Source organism: Neobacillus camarae (assembly GCF_054950115.1).
Genome location: NZ_JBUCKX010000003.1, coordinates 861,936 through 877,907, shown reverse-complemented (window position 1 = coordinate 877,907; position 15,972 = coordinate 861,936). Strand labels below are relative to the sequence as shown.

16 protein-coding genes are annotated in these 15,972 nt (G+C 39.2%); 11 read left to right on the top strand and 5 right to left on the bottom strand.

What is annotated here, in order from left to right; genetic code table 11:
• The first annotated feature begins 291 nt into the window (after positions 1–291).
• Positions 292–504, top strand: coding sequence for a DUF2933 domain-containing protein (locus ACY8D0_RS19690; protein ID WP_462412190.1), 213 nt, complete (start codon positions 292–294; stop codon positions 502–504).
• Positions 505–638: 134 nt separating this feature from the next.
• Here ACY8D0_RS19690 and ACY8D0_RS19685 read toward each other — a convergent pair whose 3' ends face one another.
• The gene (locus tag ACY8D0_RS19685) at positions 639–1,217 is read right to left on the bottom strand and encodes a YdhK family protein (RefSeq protein ID WP_462412189.1); all 579 of its coding nucleotides are present in this window, start codon (positions 1,215–1,217) and stop codon (positions 639–641) included.
• 231 nt (positions 1,218–1,448) lie between these two features.
• Positions 1,449–2,687 carry a hypothetical protein gene (locus ACY8D0_RS19680; RefSeq protein WP_462412188.1) on the bottom strand — a complete coding sequence of 413 codons (1,239 nt, stop codon included), beginning with the start codon at positions 2,685–2,687 and terminating at the stop codon, positions 1,449–1,451.
• Between the two features lie 188 nt (positions 2,688–2,875).
• Between ACY8D0_RS19680 and ACY8D0_RS19675 the strand changes: the two genes are divergently transcribed.
• Complete coding sequence (locus ACY8D0_RS19675; protein ID WP_462412187.1) at positions 2,876–3,610, top strand: urease accessory protein UreH domain-containing protein; 735 nt, start codon at positions 2,876–2,878, stop codon at positions 3,608–3,610.
• A 102-nt stretch (positions 3,611–3,712) separates the two neighbouring features.
• Here ACY8D0_RS19675 and ACY8D0_RS19670 read toward each other — a convergent pair whose 3' ends face one another.
• On the bottom strand, positions 3,713–3,970 hold the full coding sequence (locus tag ACY8D0_RS19670; RefSeq protein ID WP_462412186.1) for a hypothetical protein: 258 nt from the start codon (positions 3,968–3,970) through the stop codon (positions 3,713–3,715).
• 215 nt (positions 3,971–4,185) lie between these two features.
• Between ACY8D0_RS19670 and copZ the strand changes: the two genes are divergently transcribed.
• From copZ to ACY8D0_RS19650, 4 genes are all read left to right on the top strand, one after another.
• Positions 4,186–4,392, top strand: coding sequence for a copper chaperone CopZ (copZ, locus tag ACY8D0_RS19665; RefSeq protein WP_462412185.1), 207 nt, complete (start codon positions 4,186–4,188; stop codon positions 4,390–4,392).
• An 82-nt stretch (positions 4,393–4,474) separates the two neighbouring features.
• Positions 4,475–6,883, top strand: a complete 2,409-nt coding sequence (locus ACY8D0_RS19660) for a heavy metal translocating P-type ATPase (protein ID WP_462412184.1) — start codon at positions 4,475–4,477, stop codon at positions 6,881–6,883.
• A gap of 113 nt (positions 6,884–6,996) precedes the next feature.
• The gene (locus tag ACY8D0_RS19655) at positions 6,997–7,683 is read left to right on the top strand and encodes a response regulator transcription factor (protein WP_462412183.1); all 687 of its coding nucleotides are present in this window, start codon (positions 6,997–6,999) and stop codon (positions 7,681–7,683) included.
• The gene (locus ACY8D0_RS19650) at positions 7,684–9,060 is read left to right on the top strand and encodes a sensor histidine kinase (RefSeq protein WP_462412182.1); all 1,377 of its coding nucleotides are present in this window, start codon (positions 7,684–7,686) and stop codon (positions 9,058–9,060) included.
• Positions 9,061–9,100: 40 nt separating this feature from the next.
• On the opposite strand, the gene ACY8D0_RS19645 is transcribed toward ACY8D0_RS19650, so the two are convergent.
• Positions 9,101–10,888, bottom strand: coding sequence for an urease accessory protein UreH domain-containing protein (locus tag ACY8D0_RS19645; RefSeq protein ID WP_462412181.1), 1,788 nt, complete (start codon positions 10,886–10,888; stop codon positions 9,101–9,103).
• Between the two features lie 233 nt (positions 10,889–11,121).
• Between ACY8D0_RS19645 and ACY8D0_RS19640 the strand changes: the two genes are divergently transcribed.
• Positions 11,122–12,006: a patatin-like phospholipase family protein gene (locus ACY8D0_RS19640; RefSeq protein ID WP_462412180.1), complete on the top strand. Its 885-nt coding sequence runs from the start codon at positions 11,122–11,124 to the stop codon at positions 12,004–12,006.
• 229 nt (positions 12,007–12,235) lie between these two features.
• Here the strand turns inward: ACY8D0_RS19640 and ACY8D0_RS19635 are convergent, their stop codons facing one another.
• A complete protein-coding gene (locus ACY8D0_RS19635) occupies positions 12,236–12,580 on the bottom strand; it encodes an SA1362 family protein (protein WP_462412179.1) in 345 nt (114 codons plus the stop codon).
• Between the two features lie 423 nt (positions 12,581–13,003).
• Here ACY8D0_RS19635 and ACY8D0_RS19630 point away from each other — a divergent pair, with 423 nt between their 5' ends.
• From ACY8D0_RS19630 to ACY8D0_RS19615, 4 genes are all read left to right on the top strand, one after another.
• Positions 13,004–13,513, top strand: coding sequence for a YqhR family membrane protein (locus tag ACY8D0_RS19630; protein WP_462412178.1), 510 nt, complete (start codon positions 13,004–13,006; stop codon positions 13,511–13,513).
• A gap of 63 nt (positions 13,514–13,576) precedes the next feature.
• Entirely contained in the window at positions 13,577–14,638 is a 1,062-nt protein-coding gene (locus ACY8D0_RS19625) for a M24 family metallopeptidase (RefSeq protein ID WP_462412177.1), read from the top strand.
• A gap of 24 nt (positions 14,639–14,662) precedes the next feature.
• The gene (gene efp / locus ACY8D0_RS19620; protein WP_462412176.1) at positions 14,663–15,220 is read left to right on the top strand and encodes an elongation factor P; all 558 of its coding nucleotides are present in this window, start codon (positions 14,663–14,665) and stop codon (positions 15,218–15,220) included.
• Between the two features lie 216 nt (positions 15,221–15,436).
• Positions 15,437–15,934 (top strand): DUF6803 family protein, encoded by a 498-nt coding sequence (locus ACY8D0_RS19615; protein ID WP_462412175.1) that lies wholly within the window; start codon positions 15,437–15,439, stop codon positions 15,932–15,934.
• The last annotated feature ends 38 nt before the right edge of the window (positions 15,935–15,972 follow it).

The following is a 15,972-nucleotide window of genomic DNA, read 5'->3' as shown; positions in this document are numbered from 1 at the left end:
ATTTATTATGGTACTTGGGGTATCAACATTAATATTCGTTATCAGAATGATTTTATTTCCACCAAATACAATGGGTATGATGATGGGGAAAAAAATGATGTTTCATCATTTGTATTTCTGGTTTTCCCAAATGTTTATTCTTAGTATTCTCCTTTTCGGGCTTATTGCTATTTTATGGGTAATTATGAATAATTGGAGAAGAAGAAAAAGGGATTAATTGCAGAATTAAAGTGTTTCTCCATAGAAATTCCATCATTTTCTTTTAAGATAAACTTGGAAGGAGTGATTAATATGGAATGGCTATCCTTTTTACTAGTGTTAATATGTCCATTGATGATGATCGTTATGATGAGGGGACATGGAGGTCATGGAACTGGCCCGAAGCATCATCATGAAGGCTTTATCAATGAATTGGATTCGAAAATGGCTAAACTGGAATTAGAGAATGAAAAACTACGCAATGAGGTTCATAATCTCTCATCTATGTTAAAAAAAGAATCATAAATTTTAAAATACCTGCGGCCGCTATGTCAAGGGAGATATTTTTTGAAGAGTTCCAATCTATTATGATAAACTTTCAAATCCAAAATAAAACCGCACGAATATCAATGCGAATTCATGCGGTTTTATTTTGGTTATTATTTATCCTCAATTGGTGCTAACTCGCTTTCGGTTACCCACTTATGATTAGTGACTTTCTCCCCGGTAGTTGTTAACGTGAAGTTAATCATATAGACTGTCGTTTTTTCAGCAGAGTCAATTTCTGCCGTTGCGCCATCCATCCCTTCCATATGGTCTGCATTAACCTTTACTTCGGTTCCAGGTTTTAATGGTTTTTCATCGGCGTTTTCTATTTCTTCGTGAATAACCCACTTGTGATTGGTGACCCTTTTGCCGCCATTAGTGGGAGTATAGGATATTGCGTAGGCAATTGTGTCGTAGGCTCCTACAATTTCTGCCGTTGCCCCTTTCATCCCTTCCATATGACCATCTTTAATAACGGCCTTGCTTCCCACTTCATATTTTGGATTTTTGGCTGCTTTTAAACCTTCAGGAACCTCTGCAGTACCGGAGTGCTGCATACTAGAATGATCCATTTTCATCGTATCATTTGTAATTGTTTGTTCCTGGCTGGAAGAACCCTCATTATTAGTACATGCAGCTAGTGTCAATACCCCAGACAATAAAGCGATGCCTATCATCATTTTTTTATTCATAATTTCTCCCACCCTTTGATTAATCCGGATTGTCTATTCATCCCTTTCATTGTTTGCTCATTATAATGGCTAAATTTGAAGAAAGTATGGAGAGTGAAAAAGAAAATGACAAAAATCACACATGATATTCTTTTTTATGAAGTGTCACTTAACGTTTTTTGCTTTGTTCAATGTTGGAGGCTTGCTTCAGCAAAAAAAGCATCCGTATTTGGACGCCCTTTTGGTCAATAATCACACTGTTTTAGATATTTTCTTTAACACAGACAAATCGTTACCGTATTTGCACATTGCTTCACAATCGGAGCGTAAATCATGAAATAATAAGTAAGATATCGAAGGAAAGGAAAGTGAACGAATAGAAGGCCTCAATAATTGAGCCTTAATTTCCTTTTCGCGCTTCTCCGGAGCAACCAAATAAAATTGACATTTCTCACTTTGATTAGATAGCGACAAATCCGTTAAGCGTAAAATTCCGGAATAAATAGAAGTGCTTTTCTCAACTTCAAATCCGGCAATAATATTTTGATTTTGATCCAGCCACAACACATCGATGAGGGCAATGGTATCTGCAACAGAAGGTGCGCAGTTTGCAATGTTAATTTCCTTTAGAGAAAACTCACCTAATTTTTGACCTTTCCATTGTCTATTATGATCGTTTCTGGCGATCCATACATGATAGCCTAGAGATTGGCCTAACAATGCCAAGTAATGCTGCATTTCGGTATGGGTATTTTCCTCCAGCATGTCCTCTAGGACATCTTTTTTTCTACGAGTCCTAGCTTTTTCTGCTTTTTCCATTTCCTCCCTGATAAATTTCTCCGCATTTTTGTCAATAATCATCCGATTGCTCCCAATTTCGAATAAGAGTCCCGCTATTGCACCTAAATCTTTTGAAAGATTTTTTCGGTACTGGTCATTTACTAGGAGTATTTTATCCCGCATTTTCAAATACTCGCCCCAGGATCCTAATTTAATCTTCTCGTTAAATAATATATTGAATCCGTTGACAATGGCTGTATTAAAAGGGGGAAACAAAGTTGGATGTAAAAAATATAAGATATTTGCCACAGCAGGGCCTAATCCCTTAATTTTAAGGGAGTTTAATTGATAGATTTCTGTCAGTATTTTCTCAGCATTTGTTGCTTCTAAGCAAGCCTTTAAAAACCTGCCAAATGCTTGTTGATTGTGGGTGTTTTCATAAATATCCGGTATTCGTAGTTTGGGCTTCCAATAAAAAGCATGTGCAGCTCCTTCGAATACTTGTTTTTGCTCAGAAATCGCTGTCACCACCATTTCCAAACTAGAGCCTTTAAAATCATTCCCAAATGTATTTTCGTCCATCTCATTGATAACTTTTATTAGTCCCTTCCGTATGGTTCTAAAGGCTTTTAAACGGTCAGTATTTTGTAAAAACCAAGTATGGTAAACCGATTCTTGGTCATTTTTAAACTGTTCGATTAATTGCTCCATGAAATTGGCTCCCTTTTGTATGTCAACATTAATGTATTTATAGATGTAAGGATACCAGGAAAATAGACCAAAAGTTTAAAACATCTTCAAAAAATAACGACTTTTATTTGAACAAATATCTTTCTTCAAATTTTCTTCATTAAATTATGCTAGCCTAACTCTATCAAAATACTCTTTAGGGTGATTATATGTATAGTTTGTTAAGTCAAATAAGCAATTTCTTTAGCCAGCCTTTTTTTAATATGGCAAATAGCTTGGAAACATGGCCCGTTCTTTTTGCATTAATTTTAGGTCTGGTGGGTGCACTTGCTCCCTGTCAGCTAACAGGTAATATTAGTGCCATTACGCTGTACGGAAATAATTCCCTTCAAAAGAAAATCGTGTGGAAGGATGTATTTAGTTTCACTCTGGGTAAAATAGTTGCCTTTTCTCTTTTAGGAGGTTTAGTGTGGATGCTGGGAAAAGGAATTGAACAAAACCTAACACTCTATTTTCCATGGCTTAGGAAGATAATGGGCCCCGTCCTAATTTTTGTAGGAATATATATGGTTGGCTTAATAAAATGGACAGGGACGATAAATCTATTTAAGCGGTCTGAGAAATACACAGGTCAACATCGATTTGGTTCTTTTATGCTGGGGTTAAGTTTCTCACTGGCTTTCTGTCCAACCATGTTTATTTTGTTTTTTGTAACATTAATGCCGGTCGTTTTATCAACTTCCTATGGTTTTGTCCTTCCATCGGTTTTTGCTCTTGGTACGGCTTTGCCATTATTAGTGTTTATTTTCTTTATCTGGTATATTGGCGGGAGTGGTGTCCTGATGAAAAAAGGAAGAAAACTTGGAGGTTTGGTACAACGCATCGCTGGTATTTTTATGCTGATTTTGGGGATATTTGATACGATAACCTATTGGTCCCTTTGACAAGGTAACGGTTCTTGAAAGGAAAAAAAGCTTGAAGCAAATTTCCTTCAAGCTTTTCGCCTTTTCTACATTCTAATTACGGGTTTGCTTTTCCACGATATTTTAAAGGTTATTCATCATGTTTTTGGCGCTTGTTTGATCTGCATTAGATCCGCCCATCATTCCTCCATTTTCTTGACAATCCTTGTACATATTCTGTAAGTCTCCCTTAGAGGAATCTGGGTGCATCTTTTGCATAAATGGCAGCATGTCTTCAAAACTAAGACCTGAACCTGAGTTATTGTTTCCAGAAGCCAATACAGCTGTTCCGGCTCCAAGAATCAATGCGGCACTAAAAACTCCAATTGCAAGCTTTTTCATAATCACTGCAACTCCTTTCTTTGTTACCTCAATCGTATAAAAAATGTATGTAGAAAAAATGAAGCTCCAATTGGTTGATTGTGTACTTTTTGTGAAACCACAAAGAATTCTTAAAAAAAATGAAAGAAAATCCTTAACATAGGATGGGGGGGTATGGTAAGATGAATTTGTAAAACACACCATTAACTAAATAACCTACGAAGGGGAGAATTTGAATGGAAAAGATAACCTTGAACGTCGAAGGAATGTCATGCCAACATTGTGTAAAAGCAGTCGAAGGCAGCGTCGGAAAACTTGCTGGTGTTGAATCTGTAAAAGTAAACCTAGATGCTGCTACAGTTGATGTGGAATTTAATTCAAACAAGGTTTCATTGAATCAAATTAAAGAAGCCATTGATGACCAAGGATACGATGTAAAATAATAAAAAAAGTCCGTGCTAATCATTTAGCACGTTCTTTTTACATCTATATATACCGGAGTGGGGTATAAGGAGCTGACTTACTATGAGTCAAATTTTAAAAGAAACAAGTATGCAAATCTCTGGAATGACCTGTGCCGCCTGTGCCACAAGAATTGAAAAAGGGTTAAACAAATTAGCAGGAGTAGATGCAGCCACTGTGAATCTTGCTTTGGAAAAATCATCTATTAAATATGATCCTTCACAAATCAATATTGATGCCATCCAAACCAAAATCAGAGATTTGGGTTATGATGTCGTAACCGAAAAAGCAGAGTTGGATATTACCGGAATGACCTGTGCTGCCTGTTCAGCGAGAATTGAAAAGGGCTTAAATAAGCTGGAAGGGGTCATGAGGGCAAACGTTAACTTAGCCCTGGAAAAAGCCACTGTTGAGTACAATGGAACGGCTTTAACAACTACTGATATTATAAAAAAAGTAGAAAACCTGGGATATGGCGCAAGGTTAAAGGAAGATGCGAAAGAAACAATCGATTACCGTCAAAAGGAAATTGAAAAGCAATCTAAAAAGTTTGTTCTTTCGGCTATACTCGCCTTTCCGCTGCTGTGGGCCATGGCAGGCCACTTTTCGTTTACCCAATTTATTTGGGTGCCTGATCTATTTATGAATCCATGGTTCCAACTGGCATTGGCGACGCCGGTTCAGTTTATAATAGGCGGCCAATTTTATGTTGGGGCATATAAAGCATTAAAAAATAAGAGTGCCAATATGGACGTGCTGGTAGCATTAGGAACCTCGGCCGCCTATTTTTATAGCCTATATTTATCGGTCATGTCCCTTATGGGAAAAGGCCAAGCTATGGAGCTTTACTATGAAACAAGTGCTGTTTTAATTACATTAATTATTTTAGGCAAGCTATTCGAGGCAAAAGCAAAAGGCCGTTCATCGGAAGCTATCAAAAAATTAATGGGCCTTCAGGCCAAGACGGCGGTCATCGAACGGGATGGGAAGGAAATTGTGGTCCCGATTGAAGAAGTGGCAGTTGGGGATGTTCTCCATATCAAGCCGGGCGAAAAAATTCCAGTGGACGGAATGATTAAAGAAGGACAATCTGCCATTGATGAATCAATGCTGACTGGCGAAAGTGTCCCAGTAGATAAAAAGGCCGGAGATGAAGTTATTGGCGCCACCATTAACAAAAATGGCTTCTTAAAGGTAGAAGCAACTAAGGTTGGCAGAGATACGGCATTGGCACAAATTATTAAAGTAGTCGAAGAGGCCCAAGGGTCTAAGGCTCCAATTCAAAGACTTGCTGACCAAATTTCTGGCGTGTTTGTACCGATTGTCGTAAGTATAGCGTTCATCACCTTTATTATCTGGTATGTTTGGGCTAGCCCTGGAAACTTTGCTGAAGCATTGGAAAAAATGATTGCCGTTCTCGTGATTGCTTGCCCATGTGCATTAGGATTGGCCACCCCGACTTCGATTATGGCCGGTTCTGGCCGTTCTGCCGAATATGGCATCCTTTTTAAAGGCGGAGAACATTTGGAAATGACCCACCGAATTACGACGGTTGTTCTGGATAAAACGGGAACGGTCACGAATGGCACTCCGGTTTTGACAGATATTTTCACGGATGAGGCTGAAGAAGAGTTCTTATCTTTAGTTGGGTCTGCTGAAAAGCAATCGGAGCACCCGCTTGCACAGGCAATTGTTCAAGGAATTCAAGCAAAAGGGATTGCTCTAAAGGATGTTAGTGAATTTGAGGCGATTCCTGGATATGGTATTCGCGCAATAGTGGAGGATCAGGAATTATTAGTGGGAACAAGAAAACTAATGAATAAGTTCAATATAGAAATTACCAGTGCCCTTGCTAAGATGGAGGAACTGGAGAAGTCGGGCAAAACCGCTATGCTAGCTGCCATTAATGGCCATTATGCCGGCACAGTGGCCGTAGCCGATACGATTAAAGAAACTTCCAAAACAGCGATCAGCCGTCTCAAAAAAATGGGCCTTGATGTCATCATGATAACCGGAGATAATCACCAGACCGCCAAGGCAATTGCCTCCCAAGCGGGGATTGACCAAGTTATAGCGGAGGTTCTGCCGGAAGGGAAGGCTGACGAAATTAAAAAACTTCAAGCGGCAGGCAAAAAGGCAGCGATGGTCGGTGACGGCATTAATGACGCACCTGCTCTTGCTGTAGCTGATATTGGTATGGCAATTGGCACCGGGACGGATGTGGCGATGGAAGCGGCCGACATCACGTTGATCCGCGGTGATTTAAATAGCATTGCCGATGCCATTTATATGAGCAAAAAAACCATTACCAATATCAAACAAAACTTGTTTTGGGCATTGGCTTATAACTCAATCGGGATTCCGGTAGCGGCGTTAGGGTTTCTTGCTCCATGGCTTGCCGGAGCTGCCATGGCATTCAGTTCTGTATCCGTTGTCCTGAATTCCCTGCGATTACAAAAGGTAAAGCTATAAAGGAAAAAGAGGTAAAAGGCTGACACATAATTGTCAGCCTTTTATCCTTTTAACACTATATATACCTAGTATACTGAAATTAGCGTTCAATCATTTTTTTATGGGTGATAGACATGAATTCAATTTTACTTATTGAGGATGAACAAAGTGTTTCCGAGGTCATTAAAGCTTACTTAGTAAAAGAAGGCTATCAGGTTTATTGTGCTTTGAATGGAATGAATGGAATCAATATTTTTCGAACCCAGCCTATAGACCTGGTCATTTTGGATTTAATGCTGCCTGATATCAGCGGAGAAGAGATTTGTAGAATCATTCGACAAACTTCTGATGTACATATATTTATGCTGACTGCGAAAGGGTCATTAAATGACCGCATTGAGGGTTTAACCATTGGTGCCGATGAATATTTAATAAAACCACTTAGTCCTAGAGAATTGACTGCAAGAGTCAATGCCTTGTTTCGCAGATTGAATGGTGGGTTTCATTCAACTGGTATTCTATTTGATGATGGAAATTTAGTCATAGATGGGGAGAAAAGGGCGATAAAGGTTCACGGAGACACGATATCTTTTACCCCCAATGAGTTTGATATTCTCTCCGCTCTTGTCTATAACAAAGGGAATGTTTTATCAAGAGAGCAGCTGATTGACAAAATTTACGGGGAAGACTTTGCCGGGTTTGATCGGACAATCGATGTCCATATAAAAAATATCCGCAAGAAAATTGAAGAGGATACAAAGAATCCAAAATATGTTCTTACTGTTACGAAAGCAGGCTACAAATTTGGTGGTGAAGTGTAATTGCATTCTATTAATAGGAGATTAAGTATTTTATTGTTTACTTGCAGCATTGCCGCCATCTTGTTTATCACATTGGTCGTCAATATCACACTCACCAATCAATTTAATCAATATATGATGGATCTACAAAATAAACGATATGAAAAAATCGTCTCCTCTTTTGAAGCTGCCTATAAAAGGGACGGAAAGTGGACAGAAACTTCCGGGATCGAACTTATGCATGAAGCCTATATGGGCCATTATTGTATCACACTTTTGGACCAGAATAAGCAGCCGGTTTGGGGGATGGATCCAAGCGAGATTAAAAGACAGTTAAGCAACAAGTCCATGCCGACCCAGGATAGCGGTGTCTATACGTCAAAAATATTCAAAATAAAAGTAGATGGAAAGGTGGTTGGTTTTGCCAATATCGGACAATACTCTTCCGTATTGCTGACAGAGGAAGACGTTCAATTTAAATCTTCGATTAACAAAAGTATTCTCGCCAGTGGGGCCGTTACCTTAATACTAGTTAGTTTTTTAAGTCTCTATTTTTCCAGACAATTTTCGCTGCCAATAAAGGAAGCGGCGAATATGTCAGTTAGTCTGTCAAAAGGAGATTTCAATATCCAGTCTTCGAAGCGGAGTCATATTCGCGAAATAGAGGACCTTCACAAAAGTGTACGTGATTTAGCAAGCAAGTTGAAATATCAGGAGACACTGCGAAGAAAACTGGTTTCCGATATTTCTCATGAGATAAGGACACCGCTAAATGTTTTGCAAAATAACTTGGAAGCCATGGTGGATGGCCTATTTCCAGTCACAACCGAAAAACTGCAAGCCTTAAATGAAGAGGTCATCCGGTTTGGAAAATTGATTGAAAACTTAAATGTCTTAAAAGAATTTGAATCAGAAGCGGCCAAACTGAATTTTGAAATCATTTTCTTGGATGAAATCATCAATGAACTATGCAACGACTTTTGCATTGCTGCTGAGAAAAAGCAAATGATTCTTAAAGTTGTCGTTCAACCAAATAATAAGTATCGCATCAAGGGTGATAAGGATAAATTAAAACAAGTATTTATCAACCTAATCGCGAACAGCCTTAAATTTACTGAACCAGGCGGGCATATTTTGATTAACCTATTTGAAAACCATAAAAATATTGTCGTCGAAGTTTGTGACAATGGAATAGGAATTCGTCAAGATGACTTGCCTTATATTTTTGAACGGCTGTACCGTGGGGACAAAAGCAGAAATGTCATCGAGGGAAATGGAATCGGCCTTACCATCGTAAAAAATATACTGCAGCTGCACAATGCTCAAATAGAGGTTTGCAGTGAAGAGGGAAAGGGCACTAAATTTACCCTGTTTTTTGCAAAAGAAGAAAATCCATAATAAAGGGCTTTGGTATATGATATCCAAAGCCCTTTTTTGCTCATTGTATATATTTGCTCCTAATTTGCTCTAAGTCTGCTGCATTTACAACGTTTACTACTTCAATCATTCCGATGACATCCTTTTCGTTTAAATAGATGCCGTAAGAGCCAGTTTTTTCAATAGTAAAATCAACGTCCACCACACCTTTTGATCCGGTAAAATCGGCGATTATTTGTTTGGTATTGCTGTTTAGAATTAAAAACCCTTGCTCGGGCTTGTCAAATGAAGATAAGTCAATGGACAATTTGGTTTTCATATTTGGAGCGGCCACCATGACAAGCGGCTCTAATTCATAGCCAACCCCTTTTACGGAAATGGTTTGCTCATTGTTTACGATTACCGCTCTTTTAATTAAACGGTCGGTAGCCACTTTACTGATATCAGTGCCATAAATGCTAGGTGTTGATTGTGAGGCGGTCGATGCTGTCGCATTGGTGGAAGCATCCACTCCTTTAGCAGCGCTGTTTTTGGCCGATACTTTGTCTAGATTATCAACTACCTTAATGACACCCCGTTTCATGCCCATCCAGCAGCTAAAAGGTATATCTTTATCTCCGGGAGTGAATTCAATGATATTTTCACCGTCCTGAAGTTTCTGCTCAATATTCATTTCAGGAACGACGATGGTATTATTGCAACCAGTCAATTGCTCTGCATTGACAACCCATTTGACTGGGGTATCCTTTTTTACATATAAAGTTTGCGGGGTATACCCGTATACATCTGCCTTCATACTTAAAACTTGCACCCCATCTTTCATAACGGCTTTAACAACATTCGACGAATCTGCATCTGAGCCGCCGATACCTGCCATGACTGAACTCGGGCTAATATTCATACCCGCAAGCGCTAGACCTCGGTTACTCATGATAAGCCCTAGGACCACAATTAAAATCCCGCTGAATTTGAGGATTTTCTTGGTGTAACCCTTGCTTAGCAGACTTGATAAGGCCCCAAAAGTAAGCATTAATGGGACGGTTCCAAGCGAAAACATAAACATAGACAGAGCACCGCTAAAAGCACTGCCTGTGCCTAAAGCAAATAATTGCATGGTTTGCAGCGGTCCGCACGGCATAAAACCGTTTAATATACCTATCAAAAACGGAGTCCGCGGCTTTGGTTTGCTTACCGCCTTCAAAAGCGGAGCGGGTATCCTTAATTGGAACTTCCGAAATAGTTTAAATCCAGTCATGTTAAAGCCCATCATGATCATGAAGATACCTGCAAAAATTTGCAATGCTGCTTTAGCTGTCAGGGAGAGGGCAAATATCGACCCAATCGCACCGATTATTCCGCCTATGATGGTGTAGGAGACAACTCTGCCCAGATTGTATAGTAAAGCTGGTTTCATGGCTTTAAACTTGGTAGTGCCTTCTTTTCCAAAGGTTTGCGAAAGCATAATCCCGCCGCACATGCCCACGCAGTGAAGCGAGGAAATTAAACCGATAACAAAAAGCACGGCATAAGATGCATTTTGTAATTTGTCATCCATATTAAAGCTGCCTGTATTAATTCCAAGTAGAATAATCGCGGCAGCAACGATGAGTAATCCAATGAACTGAAATCCCTTTCCTCTTTCGGTACTGTAACCGACACGATGAATCGCCTGTTTGATTTCTTCAAGGCTGGATAATTCATCATTGTACTCGATATCGGCCAACTGACCGGTAAAATCTGCTTTTACATAAGAAACTCCTTCCAACTTTTTTACGGCTCTTTCAATCCGCCGTTCACAAGAGGTACAGGTCATATCGTAAATCTTGATTCTTTCCTTCTTTAGCCCCATAAAACACCCTGCCTTTTTTCTTTGACAATATTCTAGGATAAGTAAAGTGTATGGAAGGAATATGTTGATAATATGAAGAAATATGGGGGCATAGTGAACATTTTGTAGACAAAATGTTACTAATTCATGAAAGCGAATGAGAAATGAAAAATTTTATCCATGTCCTCTGTACTAAAATGCTTGCGTGCCGCTTAAAGATGTAAAAAGGAATCCTTCTTTTAGGAGTGGCTGCCATGAATATAGACGGGGTATTTTCCGGAGGAGGTATTAAAGGCTTTGCTCTTATTGGGGCGTACGAAGAAATCGAAAGCAGGGGTTTGCGGTTTGTAAGGCTGGCAGGGACAAGTGCTGGTTCCATCATAGCAGCATTGATTGTTGCCGGCTATACAAGTAAGGAGATGTACCAATTAGTAGATGAATTGGATCTATCCAAAATACTGGATGCTCGAAAGACTTTCATCCCCACTAAGGTAGCAAAGTGGCTGATGCTTTATTGGAAACTGGGATTATATAAAGGAAACGAATTGGAAAAATGGGTTAAGGAAAAGCTGGAGAAAAAAGGACTGAAAACATTTTCCGATTTGCCTCCACAGACACTCCGGGTGGTTGTTTCCGATCTATCAAATGGTCAAATGGCCGTACTGCCGGATGATTTGGAAAAGTACGGAATATCCCCTGGGTCATTTTCCATTGCAAAGGCGATCAGAATGAGCTGCAGTATCCCCTATTTTTTTGAACCGGTAAAAATGCGATCCCATGATGGAATCAATATCTTAGTAGATGGCGGCGTATTGAGCAATTTCCCCATGTGGCTATTTGATAAAGAAAATATCAAAAAAGTAAGGCCGGTACTCGGAATAAAACTAAGTTCAAGTGTGCACGATCACGAAAAACATAAAATCAACAATGGTATTGAAATGTTTGGTGCTTTATTTGAAACCATGAAGGATGCCCACGATGCAAGGTATATTTCCAGAAAACACGCCCAAAACATCATATTTATCCCTGCCAAAGAGGTTTTATCAATGGAATTTCACTTAACGGAGGAAAAAAAGCAGCAGTTGTTTGAACTGGGAAAAAATCAGGCAAAACAGTTTTTAAATCGATGGAGTTACTAGAAAAGCGAAAGTACCCTGTTGTTGGACAATTCATAAAGATCAGGCTTTGTTAAACGATAATGCTGATTTCTTTAACTCCGATGATTGGAGCGGAAATCCTGCGGGAGTACGGTGCCGAGGGGCTCCATGGCACGTCCGCGGGTTCACTGAGCGACTGGAGCGGGAATATTCAGACTAATATATCAGAGTCAAATATAAAAATATTTTGACAGGATAAAAAATCGAACGTCTAGAAAGACGCTCGATTTTTCTTTTTGTTTTTTTTGCCTTCAATGACGGTAAGATGAACAGGGGGATTCTTTTTGGTTTTACTTTTCTTTAAAGTTGTCAGTGTGGCAAGTGAGGAGCCTTTTGAGGATGCCTCTCCGCCCCTTTGCTGAAGTCGTTTTTTAGACTTTTTTGCAGCTTTTAGAAATGCCCGCTGCTCTCTTTTTTGAGGGCTTGGAGTTGAAAAACGACGAACCAGATAAAAAATCAGTAAACCAATTAATGCAAAGACAGCGATTGATTGAATAAACCCTGCAGGATTTGCTGTAAATGAACTAAAAAGCCCGATTAAGGCAAGAATGAACAATCCTCCAATGACAATAGCAGATGTCCGTTTTCTCAAGTAAAGCCACCTCCCTAAGAGCATCTTAAGCATATTTTTATCCTTTTAAACACTTTAGAGGAAAGATTTAGAAAATTTATTGGCCATAAATCCATCCTATTATAGAATCCGCTGAATGATATGGTGATGGATCATTATTTTAAAAACAGGAAATTCCTTACATATAGATCATGCAAAGAAGAAAACTATATGTACTTAATTGTATTCTACTAAAAGAAACAAAAAACCTCCATTCATGACATGATATTTCCAAAGAAACCAAAAAAATTTTTTTATGAAAAAGAGAAGGCAGCAAAGGGTATATTATTCCTATTAAGCCAGTGTAGTTCAATAAACATGGCGTTATTGCAATACCGGTCAAAACAACAGTAAATTGGGGGTTATCTTATGTCAGATATGCATTATAACGAGTCCTATCCAAAACCCATGCCTTTTCCTTTAATGGTGTTTTGGACGGGTTTGTTTGGAGGGGTCTTTTGGAGTGCTATCGGATACCTTTCTTTTTTCTTTCATTTAACTGAAATCCGTCCGAACGTAATCTTAGAACCTTGGACAACGGGTGATTGGAAACACGGATGGATTGGAGCGCTGCTGTCGATTTTCATATTAGGGATCCTTTCAGTGGGTGTATCGTTTGTCTATTTTGGTTTGTTAAAAAAATATAATGGAATATGGCTGGGCATGGTTTTTGGACTTGTTTTGTTTCTGATTGTATTTTTTGTTGTAGATCCTCTGTTACCTGGGATGAAGCCATTTGTTGACCTAAGCCGAAATACCATAATATCATCACTATGTTTGTTTGTTGTCTACGGCATCTTTATTGGTTACTCCATTCATTATGAATACGAAAACAAAAAACTCCTTGTTAAAGAAGCGGTGGGCTCTAGAATTAATTAGTATGATTGCTTTTGTTGTGATAAAATATTGCTATCCGTGTGGAGCAAAAGGAGAGTGGAAACCATGGCAAAGTTAGAAAACCTAAGGGAACAGTTCGCCGCTTATGGAATTGATGGTATCCTAATTACCAGCCCTTATAACCGACGTTACATATCAAATTTTACTGGGACTTCTGGCGTTGTTTTAATCAGTGAAGAGAAGGCCCAGTTTATCACTGATTTCCGTTACATTGAGCAAGCGACCAAGCAATGTGAAGGATTCGAAATTGTTAAATACTCTGATTCGATTTCAAAAGAAGTGGCAGAGCAGTCCAAAAAATTAGGAATTCATAAGCTTGGAGTGGAAGAGGACTTTTTGACATACTCTTCTTATAAAGTATATGAAAAAGAAGTGGAAGCTGAACTTGTCCCGATTTCTGGTGTTGTTGAAAAGTTACGCTTGATTAAGAGTGACGCAGAGATTAAGATATTAAAGGAAGCAGCGGACATTGCAGATGCTGCCTTTAAACATATTTTAGACTTTATCCGTCCAGGTCTCACTGAACTGGAAGTGTCGAATGAGTTAGAATTTTTCATGAGAAAAGCCGGGGCGACATCTTCTTCCTTTGATACGATTGTGGCTTCTGGAGTAAGGTCCGCACTGCCTCATGGCGTGGCCAGTGAAAAAGTCATCGAAAAAGGCGATATGGTTACCATGGACTATGGTGCCTATTATAAAGGTTATGTTTCGGATATTACCAGAACCATTGCAGTAGGGGAACCGGCTGCAGAGCTTAAGGAAATTTATCAAATTGTCCTAGAAGCACAGCTCCGCGGGATGGATGGAATTAAAAAAGGAATGACCGGTAAACAAGCAGATGACTTAACAAGGGATTATATCACGGAAAAAGGCTACGGTGACTATTTTGGCCATTCTACTGGTCATGGGATTGGTCTGGAAGTCCATGAAGGCCCTGGTCTTTCAAAACGCTCTGATACCGTTTTGGTGCCTGGAATGGTAGTCACTTGTGAACCCGGCATCTATGTCCCAGGTCTTGGCGGAGTCCGTATTGAGGATGATTTGTTGATTACAAATGACCACAACGAACCGTTCACACATTCCACAAAAGAACTTATTATTTTGTAATTTATTTAGGAGGATTCATAAAACATGATCTCAGTTAACGATTTCCGTACTGGATTAACCATTGAAGTGGATAACGGCATTTGGCGCGTCATCGATTTCCAACATGTAAAACCAGGCAAGGGAGCTGCGTTCGTCCGCTCCAAACTTCGTAATCTTAGAACAGGTGCTATTCAAGAAAAAACATTCCGTGCCGGTGAAAAAGTAGAAAAAGCTCAAATCGATAACCGCAAGATGCAATATTTGTACGCTAGCGGTGATCAACACGTATTTATGGATATGGAATCATATGAGCAAGTGGAGCTTCCGGCAACAAGCATCGAATATGAGTTGAAATTCTTAAAGGAAAACATGGAAGTTCATATCATGATGTTCCAAGGCGAGACACTAGGAGTGGAATTGCCTAATACAGTAGTATTGGAAGTAACAGAAACAGAACCTGGTATTAAAGGGGACACAGCGTCTGGCGGATCAAAACCAGCAACAGTAGAAACTGGACTTGTTGTTCAGGTTCCTTTCTTTGTTAACCAGGGAGACCGCTTAATTATTAATACTACAGACGGTACTTATGTATCGCGTGGCTAAATCTTAGCAGGGGGAATATTTCCCCCTGCTTTTTTTGTTAGGCTCCCGGAACGCTCGCAGGTTCGCTGATTGACTTTCGCTGCAATCAACAGCCCTATTTAGCAGGGCCATTTTGTTAAAAATAACTTAACAATTTATCCATTCTTTCTGCAAAGTTTCTCCATATTTTGTCCTTACATTTAGGTAGTAACTACTAATCGTAAGGGAGCAAAATAAATGAATATGACACATTATATGGCCTTGTTAGCATCAAACCAGCCTTGGAACTTGATTATTTTTATGGCCATTCCAGTTATCTGTGCTGAAACGATTGCGGTATCAGAACTAGCGATCCTTTTTACCCGTAATCTGGATGGCACATTAAAAAAAGTGAATAAAGCCGTCTCCATTTTTGTCGGTATTTATTTCACGGGGATATTCGTTTATTTGATGAAAACAGCCTATATCCCTCTGACAGTTAATGATGAATGGAAGGGATGGATCGATGTTCTTGCTGTAACATTTTATTTGTTAGGAATCGTTCCGTTGCTAGGCATGGCCTTACTGGATTTAGGAATCATCTTTAAAAAGAAATCCGCTTTGGAAAAATTGAAAATTCATGCGATATTTGTAGGTATGTTTTTAGTTGTTTCCCATATTGCCATGATATTTGGTATGGTTGACCCAACGTTAGTCTCCAACAGCAATACTGGACACAATCCTATGAACATGTAAAAGTTGGTACAAGGGGTATTTAGAATATCCCTTGTTTA

What these genes read in the sequence shown, in the direction of transcription:
- efp (WP_462412176.1), top strand. Translation starts at nt 14,663, where the DNA reads ATGATCTCAGTTAACGATTTCCGTACTGGATTAACCATTGAAGTGGAT.
- ACY8D0_RS19615 (WP_462412175.1), top strand. Translation starts at nt 15,437, where the DNA reads ATGAATATGACACATTATATGGCCTTGTTAGCATCAAACCAGCCTTGG.
- ACY8D0_RS19670 (WP_462412186.1), bottom strand. Translation starts at nt 3,970, where the DNA reads ATGAAAAAGCTTGCAATTGGAGTTTTTAGTGCCGCATTGATTCTTGGA.
- ACY8D0_RS19655 (WP_462412183.1), top strand. Translation starts at nt 6,997, where the DNA reads ATGAATTCAATTTTACTTATTGAGGATGAACAAAGTGTTTCCGAGGTC.
- ACY8D0_RS19685 (WP_462412189.1), bottom strand. Translation starts at nt 1,217, where the DNA reads ATGAATAAAAAAATGATGATAGGCATCGCTTTATTGTCTGGGGTATTG.
- ACY8D0_RS19640 (WP_462412180.1), top strand. Translation starts at nt 11,122, where the DNA reads ATGAATATAGACGGGGTATTTTCCGGAGGAGGTATTAAAGGCTTTGCT.
- ACY8D0_RS19675 (WP_462412187.1), top strand. Translation starts at nt 2,876, where the DNA reads ATGTATAGTTTGTTAAGTCAAATAAGCAATTTCTTTAGCCAGCCTTTT.
- ACY8D0_RS19625 (WP_462412177.1), top strand. Translation starts at nt 13,577, where the DNA reads ATGGCAAAGTTAGAAAACCTAAGGGAACAGTTCGCCGCTTATGGAATT.
- ACY8D0_RS19660 (WP_462412184.1), top strand. Translation starts at nt 4,475, where the DNA reads ATGAGTCAAATTTTAAAAGAAACAAGTATGCAAATCTCTGGAATGACC.
- ACY8D0_RS19645 (WP_462412181.1), bottom strand. Translation starts at nt 10,888, where the DNA reads ATGGGGCTAAAGAAGGAAAGAATCAAGATTTACGATATGACCTGTACC.
- ACY8D0_RS19630 (WP_462412178.1), top strand. Translation starts at nt 13,004, where the DNA reads ATGTCAGATATGCATTATAACGAGTCCTATCCAAAACCCATGCCTTTT.
- ACY8D0_RS19690 (WP_462412190.1), top strand. Translation starts at nt 292, where the DNA reads ATGGAATGGCTATCCTTTTTACTAGTGTTAATATGTCCATTGATGATG.
- copZ (WP_462412185.1), top strand. Translation starts at nt 4,186, where the DNA reads ATGGAAAAGATAACCTTGAACGTCGAAGGAATGTCATGCCAACATTGT.
- ACY8D0_RS19680 (WP_462412188.1), bottom strand. Translation starts at nt 2,687, where the DNA reads ATGGAGCAATTAATCGAACAGTTTAAAAATGACCAAGAATCGGTTTAC.